This is a genomic window from Protofrankia symbiont of Coriaria ruscifolia, from assembly GCF_900634745.1.
Classification (GTDB): domain Bacteria; phylum Actinomycetota; class Actinomycetes; order Frankiales; family Frankiaceae; genus Protofrankia; species Protofrankia californiensis.
Map to the genome: position 1 here is coordinate 1 of NZ_CAAAFR010000114.1, position 21865 is coordinate 21865.

The following is a 21865-nucleotide window of genomic DNA, read 5'->3' on the forward strand; positions in this document are numbered from 1 at the left end:
GCAGTACACTAGTACTACAGCAACAGTGGTTGTGGCGTGGTCTTGATCCTCATGGATGAGGTCTGAGCTGCGCGTATGCGGCGTTTGTAGTGGCAGTAGCGGGCGCGGGCCTGGTGACGACGCCAGTCCGACCATCGTCGGACGTGTCCGCGTGGATGATCGATGCGGCGGGTGAGCGCGTAGACGTGTCGGATCTCGTTGGCGGTGAGCGGGATCATCGCGTCCTTGTCGATCTCAGGCTGCGGGTCGATCGGAATGCCGTCGGGGTGGCGTTGGTATCCGACGGCGACGGACCCCGTTACCTTCTTCGTGGCCCCGCAACGGGGCTCCCGGCCTCCGGACCTGGCATGACTCGAGCCCCTCGTCGATCATGATCGAAAAAGTGGTGTCACCAGGTTCCGGAGGCATCGGCAGACCGCTGATCAGGGGCATGACCACCGATCCCGATCTGGGTGAGGCAGGCTCTTCGTAACGTGGATGCCGGCACGCCGATGCCGCAGGTGAGGCCGGGAAAACACATAGTTCTCGCGGGAGACAGCACGTGATCAATACCGGCGGCATCGACGTCTACCTGGGTCTGGACGTCGGCAAGGGTGAACACCATGCCACCGCCCCACCCGTCCGCGCCTTCGACCCCCGAAGATGGTCGACGCGCCGGCCGCCCCCTGACCCGACCTACACCACTCCACCGGACTCCATCCGCACCTACAGAGCCGGACGCCTTGCTTCGGTGGTCACACGGACCCGAATGAACGTGTCCGTTTTCTCCATTGTTGATCTTTGATGCCTGGACGGTTGACGGTCTCGCCTCCGTCCGTCACCATAACCGGGAACGCTTCACCAAATTTCTCGCAAGGAGGATGGTCATGCGTGCCCGGTTCCTCGGCAAAGATCCGGAATCCAACGTTGGGGACTCACCGACGCTGTTCGCCACTGACCGCACAGACCGCACGACCTACATCGCGCAGGGCTGGAAGGTGACCGATCCCCAAGCACTCGCGGACGTCGGATCTGTTCCCGATCACGAGACCCTGATCGAGATCCCCGAAGAAGTGCTGAAGTTCTACGCACGCCGCTACCTGGAGGAGGAGCGCTGAGCAAGCTCATCCAACCCGGCCCGGAGTTCGGTCGGCTTTTCACAAGCTTTGAGCATACGGCTTTTCGACTGGAAGTGCGAAGCCGCTATGCCCCGGCATATGAAGGAGAGTCGCTGCGGAAGTTCCTCGCGGGTGAACCAGATGATCTGCCCTGGATGCAGGATTGGCTCAGCATGGTGCGCGAGGCGGCATCGGAGGGAAAGCGTTTCGCTCGCGTTCGCGTGATGAGCATGCCTCTCACCGACTACAATCGCTTTGGTCTCGCGGTTTCAGCGCACAACAACGCTGCGGGTGAAGACATCCGCTACCTGGGACGTGACAAGGCCGAATCCGCGGCGCTGCCCAACCACGACTACTGGCTGTTCGACTCGCGTAAGCTGGTGCGGATGCACTTCGATGACGCCGACCGCTTTCTCGGTGGCGAGGTCGTCGAGGACACAGCTGAGATCGTGCAGCACAACTACTGGCGGGATGCTGCCTGGCACCACGCCGTTCGACGGGATGACTTTGCCACCGAACAACACCTCGGGCTCGTCTAACGTCCACGAGGCTCGTAACGCGCTCGGCAAACGACTCCGTGAGCTACGCCAACAAGCCGGGATAAGTGGCAGGCGGCTCGCGGAGCTGTTGTCGTGGCCGCCTTCCAAGATATCTAAGCTGGAGAACGCTCGGCAAACACCCAGCGACGACGATATTCGAGCGTGGACCCGTGCCACCAACAGCGAGGCCGAAACCGAAGCGCTGCTTGCGTCGCTGCATACATTGGAAATCCAACACGCTGAATGGCAACGCCAGTTCAGGGCTGGTCTGCGCCCCCATCAGCAGGAGATTGCCGAGCTGGACGCCAGGACTCATACCTTTCGCGTGTTTGAGCCGAGTACCATTCCAGGACTTCTTCAGACGGCCGAATATGCGCGGGCACGCTTCACGGAAGGCGTTCTCCTTTTCAAGACTCCCAACGATGTCGACTATGCCGTTCGTACCCGAATGCAACGACAGGAATTGTTGTATCGACGCGACAAGTTGTTTCATTTTGTATTGACTGAGGCTGTGCTACGGTATCGTCGGTGTTCGGTTGAAGTCTTGCTCGCGCAGCTCGATCGCCTGATGTCACTGTCAGCCCAGCCGAACGTGAGGCTTGGCATCATTGGTTTCGAGACACAATACGTAGTGGGTCCCTGGCACGGCTTCTGGCTGCGCGACAAGGATCGGGTGACAGTTGAGACCTTCTCGGCCGAACTGAACCTTGCCCAGCCGCAGGAGATCATGCTCTACAGCAACGTCTTTGAACAGCTTGCGGCGGTGGCCAGCTACGGCCGGTCAGCACGGGCGATCATCAACCGCATCATTGACGATCTTGCACCCGAGGTGCCGGAAGATGGCGGGTGATTTCCAGGGTGCTGTTTTGTTCGTAGAATTTCTAGAAATAGAAAGAAATTTTCTGTTCACCTGAATCTTTCGGCTCTACTCTCCTAAACGGACGACGAGCCACGTCCCTTCCTCACCGGATTCGGGAGAGAACCAGGTGACCACCCGTGTTGCCCTGCTGAGCAGGGAGCAGATCGACCGACTACCGGAGCGCGCCCGCGAAGTCGTGGAGTACCGCAAGAGCGGCCTGAGCCTGAACCACATCCAGGGTTGTCCGCTGGACTGCGCGTACTGCATCCGGCACACCTACGGCCTGTGGGATCAGCGGGTGCCGCGAGCGATCATGAGCGACACCGAAGCGGTCGACGAGCTGGTGAGTCATCAGTACTTCCAGCCGCACATGACACCCGTGCAGGTGTTCAACCGGGCCACTGATCCGTTTCTACCGAGCGTCCGGCCGCACACCTTCGCCGTACTCGAAGACCTAGACGCGCGCGAGCTGACGAATCACGTCTTGGTCATCACGCGGCACAGCATGCAGCCCGAGGACATCGACCGACTCAACCAGCTCGCTCATCTCAAGGTGACGCTGCTGTTCACGTTCTCGGGGATCGACAACAAGGGCATCGAGCCGTACCCGTCGCACGTCGCCGCCGAGTCGCTGAAACTCATGAGCGCGCCAGTGCATCGCCGGTATCGTACGATCTTGTACTGGCGTCCGCTGGTGCCTGGCTTGAACGACTCCGGCGAGCACCTTGACCAGGCGCACGAACTGGCTCAGCATGCCGACGTCACGGTGTTCACCGGGCTGTTCTACCGAGATCAGATCGCGGCGTACTACAAGGCCAACGGCCTGCCCGAGCCGTACGAGGACACCGCTCGCCGGAAAATTATGCCCGAGACCTTGGAACGGCGGGTACTGGCGGCCTTCTCGTCACCAACGCCGTTGTTCCGCAAGACCAGCTGTGCCGTGTCGTATGCGCATGGCCTGCCCGATTACAACGGGCACTACGGCATCCGCGAACTCTGCGACATCTGTCCGCTGAGCCAGGTTCAGCTGTGCGCCAGCTCGCGCCGTGTGCCATCGCCCGATCGCGTTCGGGAGGTCGCCCGCATGTTGCCGGAGGCTCGTGGTCTGGTGGTCGTGGACATCACCGAACGAGCGGCCGTCGTGTCCGGCCTGGCCACCGAGTCGCGCTACTACCTGCAACACGCGCTCGGCTTCCAGGTTCACGACGTGCGTTACCCGCACGTCGAGCGGCGGCATGGTCGAGCTGACATCGGATGGAAGGACACCGCTCAAGATGGCTGACTGGACGACTCTTCGCTACGTCGTGGTGGACGTTGAGGGCAACGGCCAGCAGCCGCCCGACCTGGTGGAGCTGGCCGCCGTGCCGATCGTCAACGGAACTATCGGGGAACCGGTGAGCTGGCTGGTTAAACCGGAACTGCCAATCAAGCACTTTGCCACCCGCATTCACGGCCTGACCAACAAGGACGTGGCCGACGCTCCGCTGTTCGTGGCCATCAAGGACGATGTACTTGCCGCCATGGACGGTGCCGCCCTCGTCGCCCACAACGCCCACGTTGATGTTGACGTGCTGAGCCGCAAGCTCGGTGACTGGCAGCGCCCCGAGGTGTTCGACACGCTCGAGCTTGCCCGCCGTCTGCTGCCGAAGCAGGAGAGCTACCGGCTCGGCGCGTTGGTCGAGACGTTCAAGCTGGCCAAGGGACTTCCCGAAGGATTCACACCGCATCGCGCCACCTACGACGCCTTGGTAGCGGCCCGCCTGTTCGTGCGGCTGGCCGGCCTGCCTGACACGCGCCCGCTGTCGCTGGAAGAACTGCGCGGCGATTCATCACGAGAGGGCGAGGATGAAACTCCGGCCCTTTTCTGACCACCAGCGCGGCTTGTTCGTCAGCATCGACGGGCCGAGCGGCGCCGGGAAATCGACCATAGTTCACCACCTGGCGCAACTGCTCGTCGCCGCCGGCGAAGACGTTCACGTCACCGCCGAGCCGTCCGCTGGCCCCATCGGTGCCTTGTGTCGGGAGCTGACCGAGACAACTACCGGTCACGCGCTGGCGTGCTTGTACGCGGCGGATCGCTACCATCACCTTGAGGTGGAAATCCGGCCACACACCGAAGCCGGCCGGATCGTCATCTCCGACCGGCTACATCCTCTCCGGGCTGGTCATGCAGCGCTTCGACGGCATCGACCCGGCGTTTCTCTGGCAGCTCAACGCCAACGCTGACCGGCCCGACCTGGCCGTCATCCTCGAAGCCGACCCCGAGGTCATCTCGGAACGGCTGAACGAGCGCGGGCCGCACAACCGCTTCCAGCTCTTGCCCGGCAGTAGTCACACCGAAGTTCACTTCTACCGGCAGGCCACCGAGCGCCTGATACAAGCTGGTTTCGACGTGCTGCGTGTGGACTGCAACAGGCGGCCACCAGAGCAGTCCGCGGTTTTCATCCGCGATCAGCTCATGCGGTTTTTCGCTCCTGGCAAGGAATGATAGTTGTGGCTGAGACGATCACTGGCAAGCGACTATCGCCTGAGATTGAACGACTCGTCGCACTGGCGTCCGAAGTCCTGAACGAACACACCAACGACAACGGTTTGTGCGCCGTGTGCGGATGCGCCTTCCCGTGCGAGCGAGCTGTCCTCGCTGAGCACAACCTCGCGCTCTGACACGCCCCGAACGGACCCGGACCGGCGACGCCCAGACGCCCTTCGTAGGGGCGTGATGAGGGGACAGCCGCCCTGGTGGAGATGGCCGAATTCCTCCTGGTTTCAATCCCTCGTAGGGGCGATGAGGACCGCCAGGCGGCTACCTGCGCCCCACCGTCGTCGACCTCGGCGCCGGCAGTGGGTCGGAGACACAAAACGCCCGTGGAGCCGACCGTAAGACCCCGCATGCGGGGCTGGTGGCTGTGAAACGGGAACCCGGCCCAGCCGGGACCGCCGCCCCGCAAGGGACGGCAGCGTGACCGGTGAGCGCCAAAACTCACCGGGACGCAACGGTTACTGGGTGCGGACGAGGAGGCTGACGGGGAAGTCTCGCAGCAGGCGCAGGAGGTAGGCGACACCGCCGTCGTGCCGGCGGCCGGTGAACAGGTCCGTCCAGCGGCCCTCGGGCAGTGGGAGGGTGGTGTCCCGCCAGCCGCCGCCGCGGCGCAGCCCCAGGACCAGGCGCGGCGTCACGGCCACCACCGACCCCGAGCGGGTGAACGCGACCACGTGGTCGGCTGCCGAACCGGACGCCCACAGCGGCCGGTAGGAGGCCTGCGTGCCGAACCACTGCGGGTGTTCCCGGCGCAGGCGTAAGGCGCGGGCGACGACGAGCAGTTTCGCCGCTCCGGTGTCGTCGAGCGGCGGTGGTCTGCGCGTTGCGGGTTCGGGGCCGAGATCGGTGAGGAGCTTCGCCCGCTCGCCGAAGTTGACCGGCCGTCGGTTGTCCGGGTCGACCAGGGAGGCGTCCCACAGCTCCTGGCCCTGGTAGACGTCGGGCACACCGGGGGAGACGAGTTGGAGCAGCTTCTGGGTCAGGGAGTTCTGGCGTCCGAGCTCCACCAGGGTCGCGACGTAGGTTTCCAGCGTCGTGACGTAGTCCCGATCGTCGAGGACCGCGTCGATGTAGTTTGCCAGCGCCGACTCGTATCCGGTGTTCGGGTCGGTCCACGACGTGTGGATCTTTGCTTCGCGGGCGGCCTTGAGCATGTACTGCCGGGTCCGCTCGGCCGGCAGCGGCCACGCCCCGACCAGAGTCTGGGCCAGCAGGTAGCTCGTCCCCCGGTCCGGCCAGCCGTGTTCGGTGTCGGTGTGCCGCTCGCCGAGGGTGATCAGGCGCCGTACTATCTCACCCCAGCCGTCGGGGTCCTCGGTCAGCACGGCGAGCCTGGCGCGCACGTCCTCGGACCTTTTGGTGTCATGCGTCGACAGGGTGGTCATCGTCAGCGGCCAGGTCCGCTGGATGGTGCTGTTGGCCTCGTGGAACTCGTGTACCGCGCTGTGCGGATGCCCGGCGGGGAAGCCCGGGAAGACCCCGGGGGAGCCGCCGACCTCGTTCAGGGCGATCATCCGGCCGTACCGGTAGAAGGCGGTGTCCTCGACGCCCTTGGCCATGACGGGCCCGGCGGTCTGCTGGAAGCGGACGACGAACTCGGGCGGGCCGGCCAGGGCCAGATCCTCGATGAGGTCGATCTCGCCCGCGCGCAGGGGCAGTGATTCCCGGGCGTGTTCGCACGCCCTGACGATGTGCCCTCGGGCCTCCAGGGTTGCCGCGGCGCCCGGCCGGACGTAGGCGCGGTAGACCGGGAAGGCGGCCAGCACCTCGCCAAGGGCCTCGTGCAGGCCGACGCGGGTGAGGTCCGCGCGCCGCCCCCGGGCCTCGACCAGCGCGAGGGCGGTGAGCCTGTCCAGGTCGGGATGCAGGGCGCCGGCAAGCACGTCGAGTTTGGCCCTGCGGCCGACCGCGGTGAAGTCGGCCGCGGCGCCGGTCACCTCGGTGTAGAGGGTGGTGAAGGACCTGGCCGCGGCCGGGTCGATGAACAGCCGGGTGAGCCGGTTCAGCGCGTCGTAGCCGGTCGTGCCGGCACATGCCCAGGTGTCGGGCAGCGTCTCGCCGGGTTCCAGGATTTTCTCCACGACCGTCCATGCGCCTTCGGTGGCCTCGGACAGCCGGCGCAGATACTCCTCGGGGTCGGCGAGGCCGTCCGGGTGGTCGATCCGCAGGCCGTCGATCGCGCCGGCACGGATCTGGTCGAGGATCAGGCGGTGTGTGGCGGCGAAGACGTCCGGGTCCTCCTGGCGCAGACCGGCGAGGGTGGTGATGTCGAAGAAGCGCCGGTAGTTCAGCTCGGTGCCCGCGACGCGCCAGAAGCACAACCGGTAATGCTGATGTTCGAGCGTGGCGGCCACGTCGTCGGGGTCGACGGTTCCGTCGGCGACGGGCAGCACGTGGTCGTGGTAGACGACCACCCATGCGTCGTCCTCGTCGGTCGCCAGCCGGATGTCGCCACGGGCGAGGCAGGTACCTAAAGCGTCCCCGAGAATCGGAATGACGATCTTTCCGGGATTTTCCGGGGAGTTCCAGTCGATGTCGAACCAGGACGCGTATGGGGACTCGGCGCCCTCGCGCAGCACCGACCACCAGGCCGTGTTGGCCGACTCGGGCGCGGCCACCGCCATGTGGTTGGGAACCAGGTCCACCACCAGCCCGAGGCCCGCCTTGCGGCACGCGGTCACCAGCCGCCGGAACCCGGCCTGTCCGCCGAGCTCGGGGTTGATCTGGTCGTGGCTGACCACGTCGTAGCCGTGGGTCGAGCCGTCGACCGCCTCCAGGATGGGTGAGCAGTACAGATGGGTGACACCGAGCGCGGCCAGGTACGGCACGATGACGGCCGCGTCGGTGAAGGAGAACTCCATGCTCAGCTGCAGCCGGTAGGTCGAGGTGGGGACGGCCCGGGTGGGCTCGCTGCCGGCACCGAGCCCGCCCGGACCGTCGGCGACGCCGGCACCGCCCCGCGGATCAGTCGGCACAGCGCAGCACAAGTGTCGAGCGGGCGTCGGTCTCGATCGGGTCGTCGGCTTTCACGATCCGGCCGGTCAGGCGCGGGTCGGACCGGGGGCTCTCGCCGGTTTCCCCGGTCTCGCCGGCATTGACGACCGCCGGCTCCGCCGAGGCGGGTGCGCGGGTGTCAACGACGATTTCCCAACTGGTGCCGAAGTTCTCCGTGGGGACGCGAAAGCTCAGCGGTTCGAAGTGGGCGTTGAAGAAGAGCAGGAAGGACTGGTCGGCGACGTTCTCGCCGCGTTGGTTGGGGTCGGGGATGCCATGCCCGTTGAGGAACATCCCGAAGGAGCGGGCCGGGCCGAACTCCCAGTCGGCATCCGACATCTCGGTGCCGTCCGGTCGTAGCCAGACGATGTCCTTGAGGGCCTGCCCGCCGTCGGAGCCGCCCTCGGGCTTGCCGTCAGGGTCGCCCGCGGCACTGTCCGAGCCGTGAATCGGGTCACCCCGGAAGAACCTCCGGCGACGGAACACCGGATGTTCCCTGCGCAGGGAACAGACGAGCGCGGTGAACTCCACAAGGTCTGCGTTGCGTTCCGCCAGGGACCAGTCCAACCAGGAGGTTTCGTTGTCCTGGCAGTACCCGTTGTTGTTGCCTCGTTGGGTGTGCCCCATCTCGTCGCCGGCAAGGAGCATGGGGACACCCTGGGACAGGAAGAGGGTGGTAAGGAAGTTCCTCATCTGGGTCCTGCGCAGCGCGAGCACCTCAGGATCGTCCGTCGGTCCTTCCGCGCCGCAGTTCCACGACCGGTTGTCGTCCGATCCGTCCCGGCTGTCCTCGCCGTTGTCCTCGTTGTGCTTGCTGTTGTACGAGACCAGGTCGTTCAGGGTGAACCCGTCGTGGGCGGTGACGAAGTTGATGGACGCCGATGGCCGGCGTCCATCGGACTCGTAGAGATCGCTCGAGCCGGTCAGCCGGGAGGCGAACTCGGCGACGCCCTCGTCCTGGCCGCGCCAGAAATCCCGCACGGTGTCACGGTACTTGCCATTCCACTCGGTCCACAGCGGCGGGAAGTTGCCGACCTGGTACCCGCCGGCGCCGAGGTCCCACGGCTCGGCGATCAGCTTGACCTGCGAGACCACCGGATCCTGCTGGACGAGGTCGAAGAAGGACGACAGCCGGTCGACCTCGTAGAACTCCCGTGCCAGGGTCGCGGCCAGGTCAAACCGGAATCCGTCGACGTGCATATCGGTCACCCAGTAACGCAGCGAGTCCATGATGAGCTGGAGGACGTGCGGGTGGCGCACCCGCATGCTGTTTCCGGTACCGGTGTAGTCCATGTAGTAACGCGGGTCGTCCTCGATGAGCCGGTAGTAGGCGGCGTTGTCGATGCCGCGGAAACACAGCACCGGACCCATGTGGTTGCCCTCGGCCGTGTGGTTGTACACGACGTCGAGGATCACCTCGATGCCGGCGTCGTGCAGGTCCTTCACCATCAGCTTGAACTCCTGGACCTGCTGGCCCGCGCGGGTGGTGACCGCATAGGCGTTGTGCGGGGCCAGGAACGCCAGTGAGTTGTAACCCCAGTAGTTGCGCAGCCCACGACGGACCAGGTGCTCGTCCTGCACGAACTGGTGGACGGGCATGAGCTCCACAGCGGTCACGCCGAGTTTATGGTAATGGTCGACCATCACCGGATGCGCTACACCGGCGTAGGTGCCCCGGTACTCCGGCGGAAGCCCGGGGTGGGCGATCGTCAGACCGCGGACATGCGCCTCGTAGATGACCGTCTCGTTGTACGGGGTGCGCGGCGGGCGGTCGCCGTTCCAGTCGAAGAACGGGCTGATGACCACCGACTTCATCACCCGGGACGCGGAATCCTCGGTGTTCATGCTGTCGGGGTCGCCGAAGTTGTAGCCGAAGACCGACTGGTCCCAGTCGATCTCGCCGTCGACCGCCTTCGCATACGGGTCCAGAAGAAGCTTGGACGGATTGCACCGCAGCCCCTTGGCGGGTTCGTGGGGGCCGTGGATCCGATACCCGTATCGCTGGCCGGGGCCGATGCTCGGCAGGAAGCCGTGGTAGACGAAGGCGTCGGCTTCCTTCAACTCGACCCGGGTCTCGGTGTTGTCCTCGTCGAACAGGCACAGCTCGACCTTCTCGGCAACCTCGGAGAAGATCGCGAAATTGGTGCCGGTGCCATCGTAGGTGGCACCGAGCGGATAGGGGCTGCCTGGCCAGACTTGCAACATACGCACGGAGCCTACGGGGTTGGGGAAGCATCGACGACCGGTGCGGGCACGGATGAACGCCGACGGGTCGGGTGACTCCGGGTTGATGGATTCCGGTTGCTTCGGATCGATCGTCTCGGTGACCTGGGAGTCGGGTGCGGGAAAGACATGATCGCGCTGCTTTTGGCCCTCGGCGACCCCGGGACCTGGCCCTCCGGCAGCGCGAAAGAAGCATGATCGCGATGCCTTTGGCCGGTAGGGCGGCGGCTACGGGTGGACTGACTTGAGCACACCGTCAGGCGGCTGCGTGTGCAACCCGCCGTCCGCGTCGTTGATCACAAATTGTTGATCACCATCCGTGCTGTGGGCGATGTTCACCAAGTGGGTACTCATGGTCCCCGTGGTGGACCTCGCCGACCTGTCCGGTACGAGCTCGGCCCTGGCACCTGCGCCGGGCACCTCGGCGCGGTCCAGGGGCGCTTCGGCACGGGCCCCCGTGGCCCTCGGGCGTGGCTGCTGGGAGGGCGGGGACGGGTCGCTGCCTGTCATGAATCATCCAGCTATCAAATGATGAATCGGATCTGTCAGACGGGGGTGGGTATGGCAGCTGCCGGCGGCCCATGGCACCATCGGTACCGCATGGCACGGACGATCGTGAGACGAGGTCGCAGGGGAAGGCGTAACTCGTTGACGGAGGTCCTGCGTGGTTGCAATGTCATCAACACGTGATCTTGTTTCGGGTTCGGTGTCCTTCAGGGTCCCCGGCATGCTCGCCGTTCTGGCCTGCCCGCCGCCGCTCTGCCCGCACCTGGAGTTTGCCGTGTCCGCCGTGCTCTCCTCGCCGGTGTCCCTGACCTGGACCGAGCAGCCCAGCTCTCCGGGGTCGTTCTACGCGGGCCTGGAGTGGCGTGCCCCCTGCGGGACAGCCGGCCGGCTGGCGGGGCAGCTGCGCCGCCTCGGCCCGGTTTCCTTCGATGTGGTCGAAGGGCCCTCGCCGGGTTGCGATTCGGAGCGCTACTCCCACACCCCCGAACTCGGCCTGCACCGCGCGTCGATCGCCGCGAACGGGGACGTGGTCGTGGGGGAGGCGGCCCTGCGCGCCCTCATCGACCGGGGAGAAGGACGCGAGACCCTTGCCAGGGGCCTGCACCGCCTTCTCGGCACCGCGTGGGACGATGTCCTGGAGCCGCTGCGCCAGGGAGCCCACGGGGCACCCGTCACCTGGCTGCGACGGACCGGCTGACCGGCGCGGACCGGACGGCTGACCGGGGCTGGATCGGCTTGACCGCGCGGGCCGGCGGGCTGGCTCACTGGTGGTCTTCTGGTGGCCGGGCGTCCAGAGGCGGGGAGGTCCGGACTGGGTCACCCTGCTCCTGGTGAGTTGCCGGAGGACCTGGACCGCCAGACACTTCCAGGCACTCCGGCCGGCGCCTGGCTGCCGGCATCCGGTGACACCTGGAACGCGGGAGCGCAGCGGGTGTGGTGAAGGCCACATCTATTCGGGATCGTCCGGGCGGGCACATACCTCACCGGTCGTGCGTTGTGGGTGGGGCACGAGGAGCGCACTTAATATTCATGGGAGTATTTCAGTGGCCACCGATTACGACACCCCCCGAACCAGCGATGCCGAGGAGGTCTCCGAACAGAGCCTGGAGGCGCTCAAGGCACGACGGGCGGATGCGGCGGCCGACCTCGGGGACGATGTCGACCCGTTCGAGGCCGAGCTCGACCTGTCCGGCGCGGACCTGTCCGGAGAGGAACTCACGATCAGGGTACTGCCACGGCAGGCAGACGAGTTCACCTGCAAGAGCTGCTTCCTGGTCCACCACCGCAGCCAACTCGCTGACAGCCGGCGGATGATCTGCGCGGACTGCGCGGCGTAGGACTGGCCGGTGGATCGTCGGCGGCGTCGGAGGCAGGTGCCGGGTATCCGGATGCCGGTCTCCGCCGCAGCGAAGAGCGTGACAAGCCCGTCTGGACGAGTCTGCCTGATGGAAACGACCGGCCGCGACCGTTGGTACGACCATCAGGCAGGTTCAGGTGAGTACCGTGACCCCCACCTCCCGCATCTGCGCGACGGCCCGATCGTCGTCTCCGGGCCGGAGGGTGACGAAGCGGGTCAGGGCGAGGGGGACCACCACATCGAAGCCCAGCGCCCGGCCGTCCAGCGCCGTCGCTTTCACGCAGTGGTCCCCGGCGAGGCCGACCACGACGATCGTGCGGATCCCATGGGTGGCGAGGACGTCGACCAGTCCGGTTGCCTGATCGGTGTCGGTGAGCGGGTCCCGCACGGTGAATCCGGAATAGCCGTCCTCACCGCCTGTTCCCTTCCGCACGATCGTCCCGTCGACCCGCAGGGCCGGATGCAGCTGCGCGCCGACGGTCTCCCGCACGCAGTGCGGCGGCCATATGCCACCGCTGGTGGAGAAGTGCGCAGTGGTCGGTGGATGCCAGTCCTGCGTGTAGACAACCGGTGAACCCGCTGCCACGGCCCGTTCGATCTCGTCGTTGACAGCCGGGACGATATCCTCGCCGCCGGCCACGTACAGGCTTCCGGTCGGCGAGGCGAAGTCGTTCTGAATGTCGATCACCAGGAGCGCGACGCCCGGCCCGTATCCGTCGGTCATGGGTCGATTCTGCCCACCTCACGCCTGCCGAGGAGTTCAGGGCTCTTGCCGAGGAACCCGGACTCCATCCGGTTGGATGCCGGATCCGCGCGGTATGTGTGCCGCGTGCGCCCGCGATGTCCACATTTGCACCGATTCAAAGCTGATGCGAAGTTGTCGTACTTCCCTACTACAGTAGTTCGAGTGCGCAGCAGAGACTACGGGCCTGACGTGCTGGCGCAGGGCAGACGCGTCCGGCCCGCCTCGCCGCCGACGGTCGAGGCCGAGCCCGACCTGGTTGTCGAGGACGCCGCGACCGGCTTCTGCGGGGCGGTGGTCGAGGTCGAGGCGGGTGGGGTCGTGCTGGAGGATCGTCACGGCCGACGCCGGGCCTTCCCGCTCGCCACGGGAGCATTCCTACTGGACGGGCGGACGGTGACGCTGATCCGGCCGCAGCGCTCGGTGCCGGCGGCCCCGGCCCGCACGGCGTCCGGGTCCATTGCCGTGCGCGGGCAGCCGGCCCGGGTCGCGCGGGCGAGCCGGATCTACGTGGAAGGGCTGCACGACGCCGCGCTCGTCGAACGCGTCTGGGGTGACGACCTTCGGGTGGAGGGGGTGGTCGTGGAAAGCCTCGACGGTGTCGACGACCTGCCCGCGCTTGTCGCCTCCTTCCGGCCCGGGCCGCGGCGCAGTCTCGGTGTGCTCGTCGACCACCTGGTTGCCGGTTCCAAGGAGAGCCGCATCGCCGCGTCCGTGACGTCGCCGTACGTACTCGTTACCGGGCATCCGTATGTGGACATCTGGCAGGCGGTCAAGCCCGCGTCCGTGGGGATCGCGGCCTGGCCGCAGGTGCCCCGGGACCAGCCGTGGAAGGAGGGCGTGTGCCGTGCGCTGGGAGTCGCCGAACCCGCCGACATGTGGCGCCGGGTTCTCAGCAGTGTGCATTCCTATACTGACATCGAAGTCGGTCTGCTCGGCGCGGTCGAACGCCTCATCGACTTTGTCACAGCACCGGTGGGTGACGGCGATGACGAAAGCGGCGGGGAATACGGCGGGGAACACGAAAGCGGCAGGGAATGAGGCCTGATTCCGCCGCCGGTGTCCCCTCACCCGAGGCGGGACAACGGTAGATGCCGGTTCGGTGGCGAGCGCTCATGTCGGCCTTCGTTGTTGTTGTGCTGGTCGCGATCGTGGCCTTTGCGGTCCATGCGGTGCGCTCCGATCCGTCCCGGCCGTATGGGCCGTCGTCCCGGCTGGCCGAGGGTCCGGCCGCGGCCGGACCGACGCAGTCGTTCCGGCCGGACTCTCTGCGCGGACGCACCGTCCTTCTCGACCCCGGCCACAACGGGGGTAACGCGAAGGCGTCCGCGATGATCGGTCGCAAGGTTCTCGCCGGTGGTATCGAGAAGGAATGCGACACGGTCGGTTCGCAGACCAACGCCGGATATCCCGAACATGCGTTCACTTTCGACGTGGTCAACCGGGCGGCCGTGCTGCTGCGTGGACGGGGTGCCACCGTTGTCCTGACCAGGACGGATGACAACGGAGTCGGTCCGTGCATTGACGAGCGGGCCCGTATCGGCAACGACGCGCACGCGGATGCCGCCGTGTCCGTGCACGCCGACGGTGGGCCGGCAAACGGTACCGGATTCCACGTCATCGCTCCGAGTCTGAGCCCGGACAGCGGCAACGCCTCGATTCTTGCTCCGTCAGCTCAGCTCGCGGACGCGGTGGGTGCCTCTTTCGAGCAGAACACCGGCGAAGCGCGGGCCGATTACATCGCGCACGCGGGCCTGTCGTTCCGTACGGACCTGGGTGGCTTGAATCTCTCCCGGATTCCCAAGGTATTCATCGAATGCGCCAACATGCGCAATCCCATCGACGCCACCCGGGTCTCCGACGCCGCGTGGCGCCAACGTTCCGCACAGGGCATTGCGGACGGGATAACAGTCTTCCTCGCCACGCGACCGTCCTGATATCATCTCGACCTGTCACACGGCCGATCTTTTACGGGGATCGGCCGATGAACCGGTGGGACGCGTCCGAGTCGGTATTCCGATCCGATTAGCCCGAACATCTCCGCGGCGAACGCCGCCGACCGCTTCCGGGCGTCCGCGAGTTGATTCGGCGTCATCGCACTCAGCTCCGCGCGGGTGTCAACACGCCGTTACTACCCCGCCTAACCAGGCCTCGCTAGGACAGTACGTCCAGGATGGTTTCGCCGGAATCCTGGACCATGAACTTGGTGATCTGGGTGAGGTGTTCGCGCCAGAAGGCGACCGCCTCGTCGGCGTCTTTCTGCCGGATGAGCTCGACCAGTTTGACGTGGGCGTTGTGCGCTGCGGCTACGTTGGACGTGTCGAACGGCCTGCCGCGGTGTTCGCGGATGAATTTCTCGTTGTGGCTCTCGATGATCGAGAACAGGATGTCCAGGAACATCATCATGGTCTGGTTCTCGGAGAGCTCCATCAGGAGCCGGTGGAATTCCAGGTCGTGCTTCTCGGCGAAGGTGACGGGGTCGTCGAGCAGGGCTTCGCCCTCGGCGAGCATGTGGTTGAGTCTGCGGAGGTTGGCCGCGGAGCGCTCCCGGGCGAGCATGGCCACGGCTGCCGACTCCAGGTGGGAGCGTGCTTCGTACACGTCGGCGAGGGTCGTTCCCCGATATTGCAGGAGTGTGCCGGCGTAGCGGCTGGCGGCCGCGGTGTCGGGCAGGAGCACCTGGGCGCCGCCATGGGCACCGCGACGGACGTGGATGATCTGCTCGGATTCCAGGATGCGGAACGCTTCACGCAGGGTTGGCCGGGACACTCCGAACTGCTCCATCAGGACCGGTTCGGAGGGGAGTAGGTCGCCTTCGTGCAGTTGGCCGGTCACGATCTGTCGGCGAAGCCGGGCGGCAACCATTTCGCCAGCCTTGGGCACCCTGACCACAGTCGTTTCGGGCGTCGCTGACATAGATGTTTCCCTCTCATCATTTTCGGTAGCTCATCATACTATTACTTCCTACTATTCTGAACGCAACATCATAGTTGCGTTCGGTTGAGGTCTCCTCGCCTGCGAGGAAGCCACGCCGCTGGCATTACACCCGCCCAATGCGACGAGTCGTCATAGAACTCATCGAACGCTCCGGAACGGGAACTCGCCCCCCCGGGGGCTATAGGACCGGCAGCAGCCGGGCGTATGCCGTGCCCGCGCGCTGAGGGATGCCGGCGGCGAGAAGATCTCGGCTCCGGACTCGACATCGAAGACTTTGACATAGCCGGCGACATCGGGGATATCTCGATCGGCATCGAGCCTGATCGCGACCCGGCTGCCGTCCCGCGAAACCGCTCCTTTCAAGCAAAGGGATGTCGTCGGAGAAAGCCGCCGCCGCGACCGCTCCCGACCGCGGCCGTCGTACCTGACAACCGTGGTGTTCGCGGTAAGGACGATCAGGTGCCCGTCGGGACGGTCGGACGCCGCCACAATAAGATGCTCAAGACGCTCGCGCCCACCTGTCCGCCGGATCAGATGTCCGGTCCGCAGATTACGCAAGAAGATCATATAATCTGACACGAGTGCCACCTGCTGACCGTCCGGCGACAGGAGGCACCGCTGCGCCGTTCGTGCTTCTTCGGGCTCCACCCCGCGTGGACGGGACGCGATCCGACGTGGTTTCGCCCATCCGGTTTCCCACAGCCACATGACGCCTGACGCGTCGCCCACGGCGATGCGGCCCCGGACGGGATCGACGTCGACACACCTGGGTCGGGAGAAGCCGGGCACCTCGTGGACCAGGCTGATTTCACCCTCGTCGCAGCTCCACCCCAGGCCACGACATCGTCGTCGGCGCGGATCGCGCCCAGGGCAGCGCCTGTGGACGATGCCTGCATCGCCGCCGTAAACCGGGACCACCACAGTGCCGTCTGCGGCGGAGCCTGATCGGGCTGCCAGAGCAGGACGTCCCCGTCATCGCTTCCGGTCGCCATGAGGCTACAGAGTGGTCGAGATTACCTCCACGAGACGAGCGTGGGCGGTCAGCACCTGGTGCGACCCTCGTGAGTCCCGCTTCCATCGGGTGATCGATCCGTCTGCCGCACCGGTGACCACCCAGTCGCCGGAAAACACAGCGTGCGTGACGGAGGAGCCGTGGGGGAGAGCGATCAGCAGCTCGGTTCGCGGAGCATCCACCGCATCCGGGTCAGGATCGTCCTGATAGCTCCACAGTCGTGCGGTGCGATCAGCCGATGCGGTCAGGATGGAGCCGCCGTCATCACTGAAGTACGCGGTCTAGGCCCACTCCTCGTGGGCGCGGAACGAATGGTGCAGCACACCGCTTTCCGTGATCCAGATATGACACTAGCCGTCGGAACAACTCGCCAGCACCAGATCGTCGTTCCACTGTTCCGTAGCACGTTCTCGCTCAGTGGACGCGGTCAGGAACTGCTCGAGCAGATCATCAGGGGTGAGCCGTTCGTCATCGTCGATCCGCCGCTCGTGAGCCGCCGCGAGCCGCGCGCCGGACAGCAGGTATGAGGGGTCCAGGTCCGGCCACAGCCACGGGTCCGGCCACAGCCACGGGTCCGGCCACAGCCACGGGCCCGGCCACGGACGGGGGCCTGGAGGCGTCCCGCGGCAACAACGCGACGATCGACAACGGGACGACCGACACCAGGACGATTGACGCTGCGCTGGTCAGCGTCGACGTCGGGTATGTCCGAACGGGAGCGGGCGGTGCTTCGGCTGGTCAGCGAGGGGTGCGACACCCGGGAGATCGGCCGTCGGCTCTCCTACTCGGAACGCACTGTCAAGAACGTTCTTCAGGACGTCACCCGCCGGTACGGCCTGCGCAACCGTTCCCGCGCGGTCGCCTACGCGCTACGTCAGGGTCTGCTCTGACCGACCGTGCACGAACAGGACGGGGTGCAACAGGAAGGGAACGGCGAGGATGGCGGGGACGACAGTGACGATCTGCCCGCGGCTGCCGGCAGCGGGATCAGCAGCGGGATCGGCATGGAGCATCTCGCCGCCGCGGCCCGGGCGCAGAACGCCACCGGTCTGGAACGGCTCGCACGCCGGGTGCGGCCGTCGGTGACCTGGGACGATCTCTTCCTTCCCGTCCGGACGGGCATTGCGCTGCGTCACCTCGCCGGCCGGGCCGCCCATCGCGACACGGTACTGGACGAGTGGGGTCTGCGCCGCGGCGGAGGCCGTGGGGAGGGCGTGACCGCGCTGTTCGCCGGGGAGTCCGGCACCGGCAAGACCATGGTGGCCGAAGTCGTAGCCGGATTGCTCGGCGTCGACCTGTACGTCATCGACCTGGTGGATGTCGTCCATGGATCTGCCATGCAGCAGATCCATGCGTCATAATGTGCAGCATGACTGTGCGGAAGAGTGTTGTGCTTGATGACGAGGAGCAGGCTGCTCTCGCTGAGCTGACGGAGCCGTCGGACGAGATGCGCGAAACCCTGGCTGGATGGGCGCAAGCGCACGGGGTGACTCTCAGTCGATCGTCCGAGTCCGCGGTGCTGCGCGCGCTCATCAAGGTCGGGCTCGCATCGCTTCGTGAGGCGCGCCTGGAGGCTGGTTACCGTGCCCTTGCCGCGACAGCGACCGAGACCGATCATGCGGAGTCCCGGGTTGCCCGCGAATGGCATGTGTCCCGGTTGCCAGCGGAGTGAATCCGCCTCTACGCGGCCATGTGTATCGGGTAGATCTTGGTCACGGACTCAAGCCATGGGTGGTGGTGTCGAACAACGTCCGCAACCGTAACCTTGACTCGATCATTGCCGCCCGAGTCACGACGACCGGGAAGAACGTTCATCTCGACACAGTCGTCTCGCTCTCGGCAGCCGATCCGCTTGTAGGGTTCGTACTGTGTGACGATCTTGTTCCGTTGTACCGGGAGGAACTTTCCCACCTCATGGGTGCGCTCAGCCCGGACACGATGCGGCGTGTCAGCGCTGGCTTACGTGTCGCGCTGCCGTGAAAGACCGTCCGGTCGTGCCGGTGGTGAACGCCTCGGCCTGCACGGCCCGGTTCAACGTCGCCGCCGCACCGTCGGTGTGCACCCGCACCGCCGACAGGCCGGCTCCAAGGTGCCCTTCCATCTCGGCCCGCACCGGCTCCGACAACGGCGATCTCCCGCCCCGGCGGGCCTGGATGGCATCGGCGATCTCCGGGTCCAGCGGCCCGGTTCCCTGCGATCGCAGGGAACCGGGCAACAGCGCCGCGCCGCTGGCCGTGACCGGGCCCGGTGTTCCGCGGAACGCACTCGCCGCCCGGATGTCGCGTACGAGCCGGCTGAACGCGGCGTTGCCCACCATGGATGGCATGACCTCGTTCGCGGGGCGAACCTCCGGTTGCCGCCCGCCTTCGTTCCGGCGCACGGTTCCCGCGGCGGCGGGCCAACGGGCCGTCCAACCTGTCGTGTTCCACAGTCGCCCTCCCAGGAGCCGGTGTAGAGGCGGTCGAGGTCGACCAGTTCGACATCGCGGGAGGCTGTGGCTTCCGCGATGAGGGCGGCGGTGAAACCGGCGCGGGAGAACAGTAGGAGTCTCATGTCGTCAGGTGAGCCGGGCAGCGGCGAGCGGACGTGCCGTAGGCGGGCCAGCTCGTCGACGTCGATGGGGGTGGTCCGCCACTTCGCCTTGCCGATGGCCAGCACCCGGTCCGGTCTGGTTCGTTCGGCCTGGCTTCGATGGCGACCGTGTCGATCTCGTGGTCGCGGGCCGGGCATGCGCTGTCGGGGCACCGGATGGCCGCCGGCTGGACCCGGCTGGCCCGTCCGCCGAGGGTTTCCGCGGACGCGTAGGCTAGTGACCAGGTGCGGGCGACGTTTTCGAAGTGCGGTCCGTAGATGCGGGCGGAGACGGTGTCGGCGAGTTCGGCCCAGATCTCGGCGCCGCGGCGCAGCGACAGCCGGGTCTCCTGGGGCCGGATCACCAGCTGGTGCAGGCGCAGCACCGGTTCGGCGAGGGTGAAGCTCGTCCGGCGGGCGTGGAAGGCGTCCTCGTGGGGGGTGACCAGGTGCGCGTCGGTGAGCACGGCCAGGGTGTGGTGGATGCCGCCGGTGTCCCGGCCGAGTTCGTTCGCGATCTCCCCGCGTCGGGTGCGTCCGCGGGCGATGGCGGCGAGCACGGCGTAGTACGGCGCTGGGCTGGTGATACCAGGCTCCTCGGCGAGGAGCACCCGCCCTTCGCGGAACATCGCGCCGGCGGGGTTGAGCAGGCGGCGCAGCACCCAGGGGTCGACGTCGTCGACGTTGCCGGGCGTGTCCCGCGCGCAGAAGTCCCGGTACGCGGGAGTGCCGCCGACCAAGGCGTGGACACGCATGGCAACGTCGGGCTGCCCGGCCAGGCCCCACAGGCCGGCGGTGTCGCGGAAGTCGAACGGGTGGAGCATCAGCTCGGTGGTGGCCCGGCCGCGCAGCGGGGCGGATGCGGCCAGTAGTCCCCGCATGAGCGCGCCGGTCACGTTATTTTTCGGGTCAGTCCTGGTCGGGACAGCAGCTTGAACCTGCCGTATCAGTCGACCAACGTGAGAGCACGTGGCACAGGCCCCGGCGCGGCTACGTCTTCCGCTGGTGAGGACGAGGTCACAGGCGTCTCGTGGCGCAGCCCGTCCACCTCGCTCTTGAAGATCCGCAGGGAGCGCCCAAGCGAACGTGAGGCGTCCGGCAGTTTCCGGTAGCCGAACAACAGCATGACGGCGAGCACGATCAGGCCGATCTCAGCGGCTCCGAGGCTCCTGAGATGTCCTTCCGGTTCGTCGAGTGGGTCAGCTTGGCATGCCCGGAGGCCGGCCACCAGGTGCGCCGGACGGGGCGCCGGACGGCGGCTGGCCACCGGGCGTGCCGGAGAGCCGGCCGCCGCCATGGGGGGTCGTGGTGTCGACGCCGACGGCGAGGGAGACCTTGCAGCCGCTGGAGACGTCGCCGGTCACGGTGGCGAGCTGGCTGGCGGCACTGTCGTCCCCGAAGACGTTGTCGCTGTCGAGGCTGACCCGCGACAGGTTCGTCACCGACGCCGCGTAGCCCTGCTGCGCGTAGACCTGGTCGCAGACGTTCTTCGGCAGCGCGAGCTGGGACGTGGCGATGGCACGGGTGGAGTCGGTGATGCTGGCCTGCTCGGGGTAGACCTCGAAGTGGACGTGCGGCCAGCGTCCGGAGTAGCAGGCCGGGAAGATGCTGGTGAAGCGCACCGTGCCGGTGGCATCGGTGACCTGGACGCCACGCAGGTAGTTCTGGTCGGTGATGTCGTCGGAGTACATTGAGTAGCGGCCTTCGCGGTCGCAGTGCCACACGTAGACGGCCACTCCCTTGAAGGGGACTTCGCCGCCCGCGAGGTCGGTGATGGTCAGCTCCAGCGTCATGGGAACGCCCTCGGCTGTGCCGGTCGCTCCGCCGAAGCTGGACCGGATGTCACTGCGGACGATGCCGCTCTGCTCGAGCACGTCCGGGCCGTTGGAGCCGTCTCCCGGGTAGGGGCCCGCCGTCTCCTCGGGGATCTCCCTAGACGCGCCGCTTGTCGACGCGGAGGCCGACGAGCTGGACGGCCCCGAGGATCCGGCCACGGTCGTCCTGCAGGCCGCCAGGCCCGCCGTCGCGGCACCCAGGCCGAGGAAGGTCAGCATCCGCCGCCGGTTCAGCAGCGTGCCGACGTCGAAGCCCAGCCCCTGGTCGACGACCTCCTCCTCGGGCCGGGCCAGGGGACGCCCCTCGTACGTCGGCATTCGACCGTGTTGCTGATAGTCCGCCATGTGCCCTTCTTCCCGAGATCGACTGATCCTGTGCTTCCAGCGTGGCGGGATAATCCTGGTCTGTGCTGTGCGTCAGCTGGAGAAATGCTTAGAACCTGTGGACCGGCCGGGAAGGTGCAGAGCGATTGCGACTGTGGAACGAACGGTATTTGGACGATCACTATGAGCATGAGTCCAACTTCCGCCGGGATGCGAACCGCGCCCAGGCACGTTTGCTCTACCCGGGCGATTCCGCGGGCAAGCCCGGCTACGACGCCCGTTAGGGCGCGTATCGAGTCGTGATCATTGGGTGGTCCGGCTGATGTTTT

Annotated in this window: 27 protein-coding genes and 2 pseudogenes; 17 read left to right on the forward strand and 12 right to left on the reverse strand. The window is 66.5% G+C overall.

The annotated features are described in order from the left end of the window. Positions 1–14: 14 nt before the first annotated feature. A complete protein-coding gene (locus CV1CTNOD_RS13765) occupies positions 15–218 on the reverse strand; it encodes a hypothetical protein (RefSeq protein WP_131786501.1) in 204 nt (67 codons plus the stop codon). A 323-nt stretch (positions 219–541) separates the two neighbouring features. Here CV1CTNOD_RS13765 and CV1CTNOD_RS13770 point away from each other — a divergent pair, with 323 nt between their 5' ends. The 8 genes from CV1CTNOD_RS13770 to CV1CTNOD_RS27375 all read left to right on the forward strand — a co-directional run bounded on the left by CV1CTNOD_RS13770 (position 542) and on the right by CV1CTNOD_RS27375 (position 4983). Further along, on the forward strand, positions 542–784 hold the full coding sequence (locus CV1CTNOD_RS13770) for a hypothetical protein (protein WP_131786502.1): 243 nt from the start codon (positions 542–544) through the stop codon (positions 782–784). Positions 785–866: 82 nt separating this feature from the next. Beyond that, positions 867–1097, forward strand: coding sequence for a hypothetical protein (locus tag CV1CTNOD_RS13775; protein ID WP_131786503.1), 231 nt, complete (start codon positions 867–869; stop codon positions 1095–1097). Positions 1098–1171: 74 nt separating this feature from the next. After that, positions 1172–1636, forward strand: coding sequence for a DUF6879 family protein (locus CV1CTNOD_RS13780; RefSeq protein WP_347402937.1), 465 nt, complete (start codon positions 1172–1174; stop codon positions 1634–1636). Further along, positions 1599–2486, forward strand: coding sequence for a helix-turn-helix domain-containing protein (locus tag CV1CTNOD_RS13785; protein WP_131786520.1), 888 nt, complete (start codon positions 1599–1601; stop codon positions 2484–2486). The genes CV1CTNOD_RS13780 and CV1CTNOD_RS13785 overlap by 38 nt, the downstream gene beginning before the upstream one ends. A gap of 136 nt (positions 2487–2622) precedes the next feature. Beyond that, positions 2623–3777 carry a radical SAM protein gene (locus CV1CTNOD_RS13790; RefSeq protein WP_131786505.1) on the forward strand — a complete coding sequence of 385 codons (1155 nt, stop codon included), beginning with the start codon at positions 2623–2625 and terminating at the stop codon, positions 3775–3777. After that, positions 3770–4363, forward strand: coding sequence for a 3'-5' exonuclease (locus CV1CTNOD_RS13795; protein WP_131786521.1), 594 nt, complete (start codon positions 3770–3772; stop codon positions 4361–4363). The genes CV1CTNOD_RS13790 and CV1CTNOD_RS13795 overlap by 8 nt, the downstream gene beginning before the upstream one ends. Next, entirely contained in the window at positions 4341–4721 is a 381-nt protein-coding gene (locus CV1CTNOD_RS27865) for a dTMP kinase (RefSeq protein ID WP_347402938.1), read from the forward strand. The genes CV1CTNOD_RS13795 and CV1CTNOD_RS27865 overlap by 23 nt, the downstream gene beginning before the upstream one ends. After that, positions 4663–4983: a hypothetical protein gene (locus CV1CTNOD_RS27375; protein WP_278043909.1), complete on the forward strand. Its 321-nt coding sequence runs from the start codon at positions 4663–4665 to the stop codon at positions 4981–4983. Before CV1CTNOD_RS27865 ends, CV1CTNOD_RS27375 begins: the two co-directional genes overlap by 59 nt. Before the next feature lie 509 nt (positions 4984–5492). Here the strand turns inward: CV1CTNOD_RS27375 and treY are convergent. The 3 genes from treY to CV1CTNOD_RS13825 form a co-directional block, all read right to left on the reverse strand. Next, a complete protein-coding gene (gene treY / locus CV1CTNOD_RS13815; protein WP_131786507.1) occupies positions 5493–8009 on the reverse strand; it encodes a malto-oligosyltrehalose synthase in 2517 nt (838 codons plus the stop codon). After that, positions 7999–10233 (reverse strand): glycogen debranching protein GlgX, encoded by a 2235-nt coding sequence (glgX, locus tag CV1CTNOD_RS13820; protein WP_131786508.1) that lies wholly within the window; start codon positions 10231–10233, stop codon positions 7999–8001. Before glgX ends, treY begins: the two co-directional genes overlap by 11 nt. Before the next feature lie 246 nt (positions 10234–10479). After that, a complete protein-coding gene (locus tag CV1CTNOD_RS13825; RefSeq protein WP_131786509.1) occupies positions 10480–10761 on the reverse strand; it encodes a hypothetical protein in 282 nt (93 codons plus the stop codon). Positions 10762–10924: 163 nt separating this feature from the next. Here CV1CTNOD_RS13825 and CV1CTNOD_RS13830 point away from each other — a divergent pair, with 163 nt between their 5' ends. After that, the gene (locus CV1CTNOD_RS13830) at positions 10925–11455 is read left to right on the forward strand and encodes a DUF3145 domain-containing protein (RefSeq protein ID WP_131766351.1); all 531 of its coding nucleotides are present in this window, start codon (positions 10925–10927) and stop codon (positions 11453–11455) included. 346 nt (positions 11456–11801) lie between these two features. Beyond that, on the forward strand, positions 11802–12095 hold the full coding sequence (locus CV1CTNOD_RS13835) for a DUF4193 family protein (protein WP_131766352.1): 294 nt from the start codon (positions 11802–11804) through the stop codon (positions 12093–12095). 153 nt (positions 12096–12248) lie between these two features. Here the strand turns inward: CV1CTNOD_RS13835 and CV1CTNOD_RS13840 are convergent, their stop codons facing one another. Then, positions 12249–12839, reverse strand: a complete 591-nt coding sequence (locus CV1CTNOD_RS13840) for an isochorismatase family protein (RefSeq protein ID WP_131786510.1) — start codon at positions 12837–12839, stop codon at positions 12249–12251. Between the two features lie 183 nt (positions 12840–13022). Between CV1CTNOD_RS13840 and CV1CTNOD_RS13845 the strand changes: the two genes are divergently transcribed. Further along, on the forward strand, positions 13023–13898 hold the full coding sequence (locus CV1CTNOD_RS13845; protein ID WP_131786511.1) for a DUF3097 domain-containing protein: 876 nt from the start codon (positions 13023–13025) through the stop codon (positions 13896–13898). Positions 13899–13972: 74 nt separating this feature from the next. Further along, complete coding sequence (locus tag CV1CTNOD_RS13850) at positions 13973–14794, forward strand: N-acetylmuramoyl-L-alanine amidase (RefSeq protein ID WP_242606671.1); 822 nt, start codon at positions 13973–13975, stop codon at positions 14792–14794. Between the two features lie 217 nt (positions 14795–15011). Here CV1CTNOD_RS13850 and CV1CTNOD_RS13855 read toward each other — a convergent pair whose 3' ends face one another. The 3 genes and pseudogenes from CV1CTNOD_RS13855 to CV1CTNOD_RS28360 all read right to left on the reverse strand — a co-directional run. After that, the gene (locus CV1CTNOD_RS13855; protein WP_242606672.1) at positions 15012–15740 is read right to left on the reverse strand and encodes a FadR/GntR family transcriptional regulator; all 729 of its coding nucleotides are present in this window, start codon (positions 15738–15740) and stop codon (positions 15012–15014) included. Between the two features lie 1050 nt (positions 15741–16790). Next, on the reverse strand, positions 16791–16988 hold the full coding sequence (locus CV1CTNOD_RS25750; RefSeq protein WP_207386428.1) for a hypothetical protein: 198 nt from the start codon (positions 16986–16988) through the stop codon (positions 16791–16793). A 30-nt stretch (positions 16989–17018) separates the two neighbouring features. Next, positions 17019–17075 (reverse strand): annotated as a pseudogene (locus tag CV1CTNOD_RS28360) (hypothetical protein); the annotation flags it as partial. Positions 17076–17150: 75 nt separating this feature from the next. Here CV1CTNOD_RS28360 and CV1CTNOD_RS13860 point away from each other — a divergent pair. The 5 genes and pseudogenes from CV1CTNOD_RS13860 to CV1CTNOD_RS27870 all read left to right on the forward strand — a co-directional run bounded on the left by CV1CTNOD_RS13860 (position 17151) and on the right by CV1CTNOD_RS27870 (position 18786). Continuing rightward, positions 17151–17333, forward strand: a complete 183-nt coding sequence (locus CV1CTNOD_RS13860; RefSeq protein WP_131786514.1) for a hypothetical protein — start codon at positions 17151–17153, stop codon at positions 17331–17333. A gap of 171 nt (positions 17334–17504) precedes the next feature. Beyond that, positions 17505–17696, forward strand: a pseudogene (locus CV1CTNOD_RS13865) (response regulator transcription factor); the annotation flags it as partial. Positions 17697–17702: 6 nt separating this feature from the next. Continuing rightward, a complete protein-coding gene (locus CV1CTNOD_RS13870) occupies positions 17703–18167 on the forward strand; it encodes an AAA family ATPase (protein WP_207386429.1) in 465 nt (154 codons plus the stop codon). Between the two features lie 8 nt (positions 18168–18175). Continuing rightward, a complete protein-coding gene (locus CV1CTNOD_RS13875) occupies positions 18176–18478 on the forward strand; it encodes a hypothetical protein (protein ID WP_131786515.1) in 303 nt (100 codons plus the stop codon). Beyond that, positions 18448–18786: a type II toxin-antitoxin system PemK/MazF family toxin gene (locus CV1CTNOD_RS27870; protein ID WP_131786516.1), complete on the forward strand. Its 339-nt coding sequence runs from the start codon at positions 18448–18450 to the stop codon at positions 18784–18786. Before CV1CTNOD_RS13875 ends, CV1CTNOD_RS27870 begins: the two co-directional genes overlap by 31 nt. On the opposite strand, the gene CV1CTNOD_RS13885 is transcribed toward CV1CTNOD_RS27870, so the two are convergent. From CV1CTNOD_RS13885 to CV1CTNOD_RS13900, 4 genes are all read right to left on the reverse strand, one after another. Beyond that, the gene (locus tag CV1CTNOD_RS13885) at positions 18755–19132 is read right to left on the reverse strand and encodes an eCIS core domain-containing protein (protein ID WP_242606674.1); all 378 of its coding nucleotides are present in this window, start codon (positions 19130–19132) and stop codon (positions 18755–18757) included. The genes CV1CTNOD_RS27870 and CV1CTNOD_RS13885 overlap by 32 nt on opposite strands. Positions 19133–19355: 223 nt before the next feature. Then, a complete protein-coding gene (locus CV1CTNOD_RS13890; protein ID WP_131786517.1) occupies positions 19356–20273 on the reverse strand; it encodes an AAA family ATPase in 918 nt (305 codons plus the stop codon). A gap of 50 nt (positions 20274–20323) precedes the next feature. Further along, positions 20324–20605 carry a twin-arginine translocase TatA/TatE family subunit gene (locus tag CV1CTNOD_RS13895; protein ID WP_242606675.1) on the reverse strand — a complete coding sequence of 94 codons (282 nt, stop codon included), beginning with the start codon at positions 20603–20605 and terminating at the stop codon, positions 20324–20326. After that, positions 20577–21557, reverse strand: coding sequence for an intradiol ring-cleavage dioxygenase (locus CV1CTNOD_RS13900; RefSeq protein WP_131786519.1), 981 nt, complete (start codon positions 21555–21557; stop codon positions 20577–20579). Before CV1CTNOD_RS13900 ends, CV1CTNOD_RS13895 begins: the two co-directional genes overlap by 29 nt. Positions 21558–21865 lie beyond the last annotated feature (308 nt).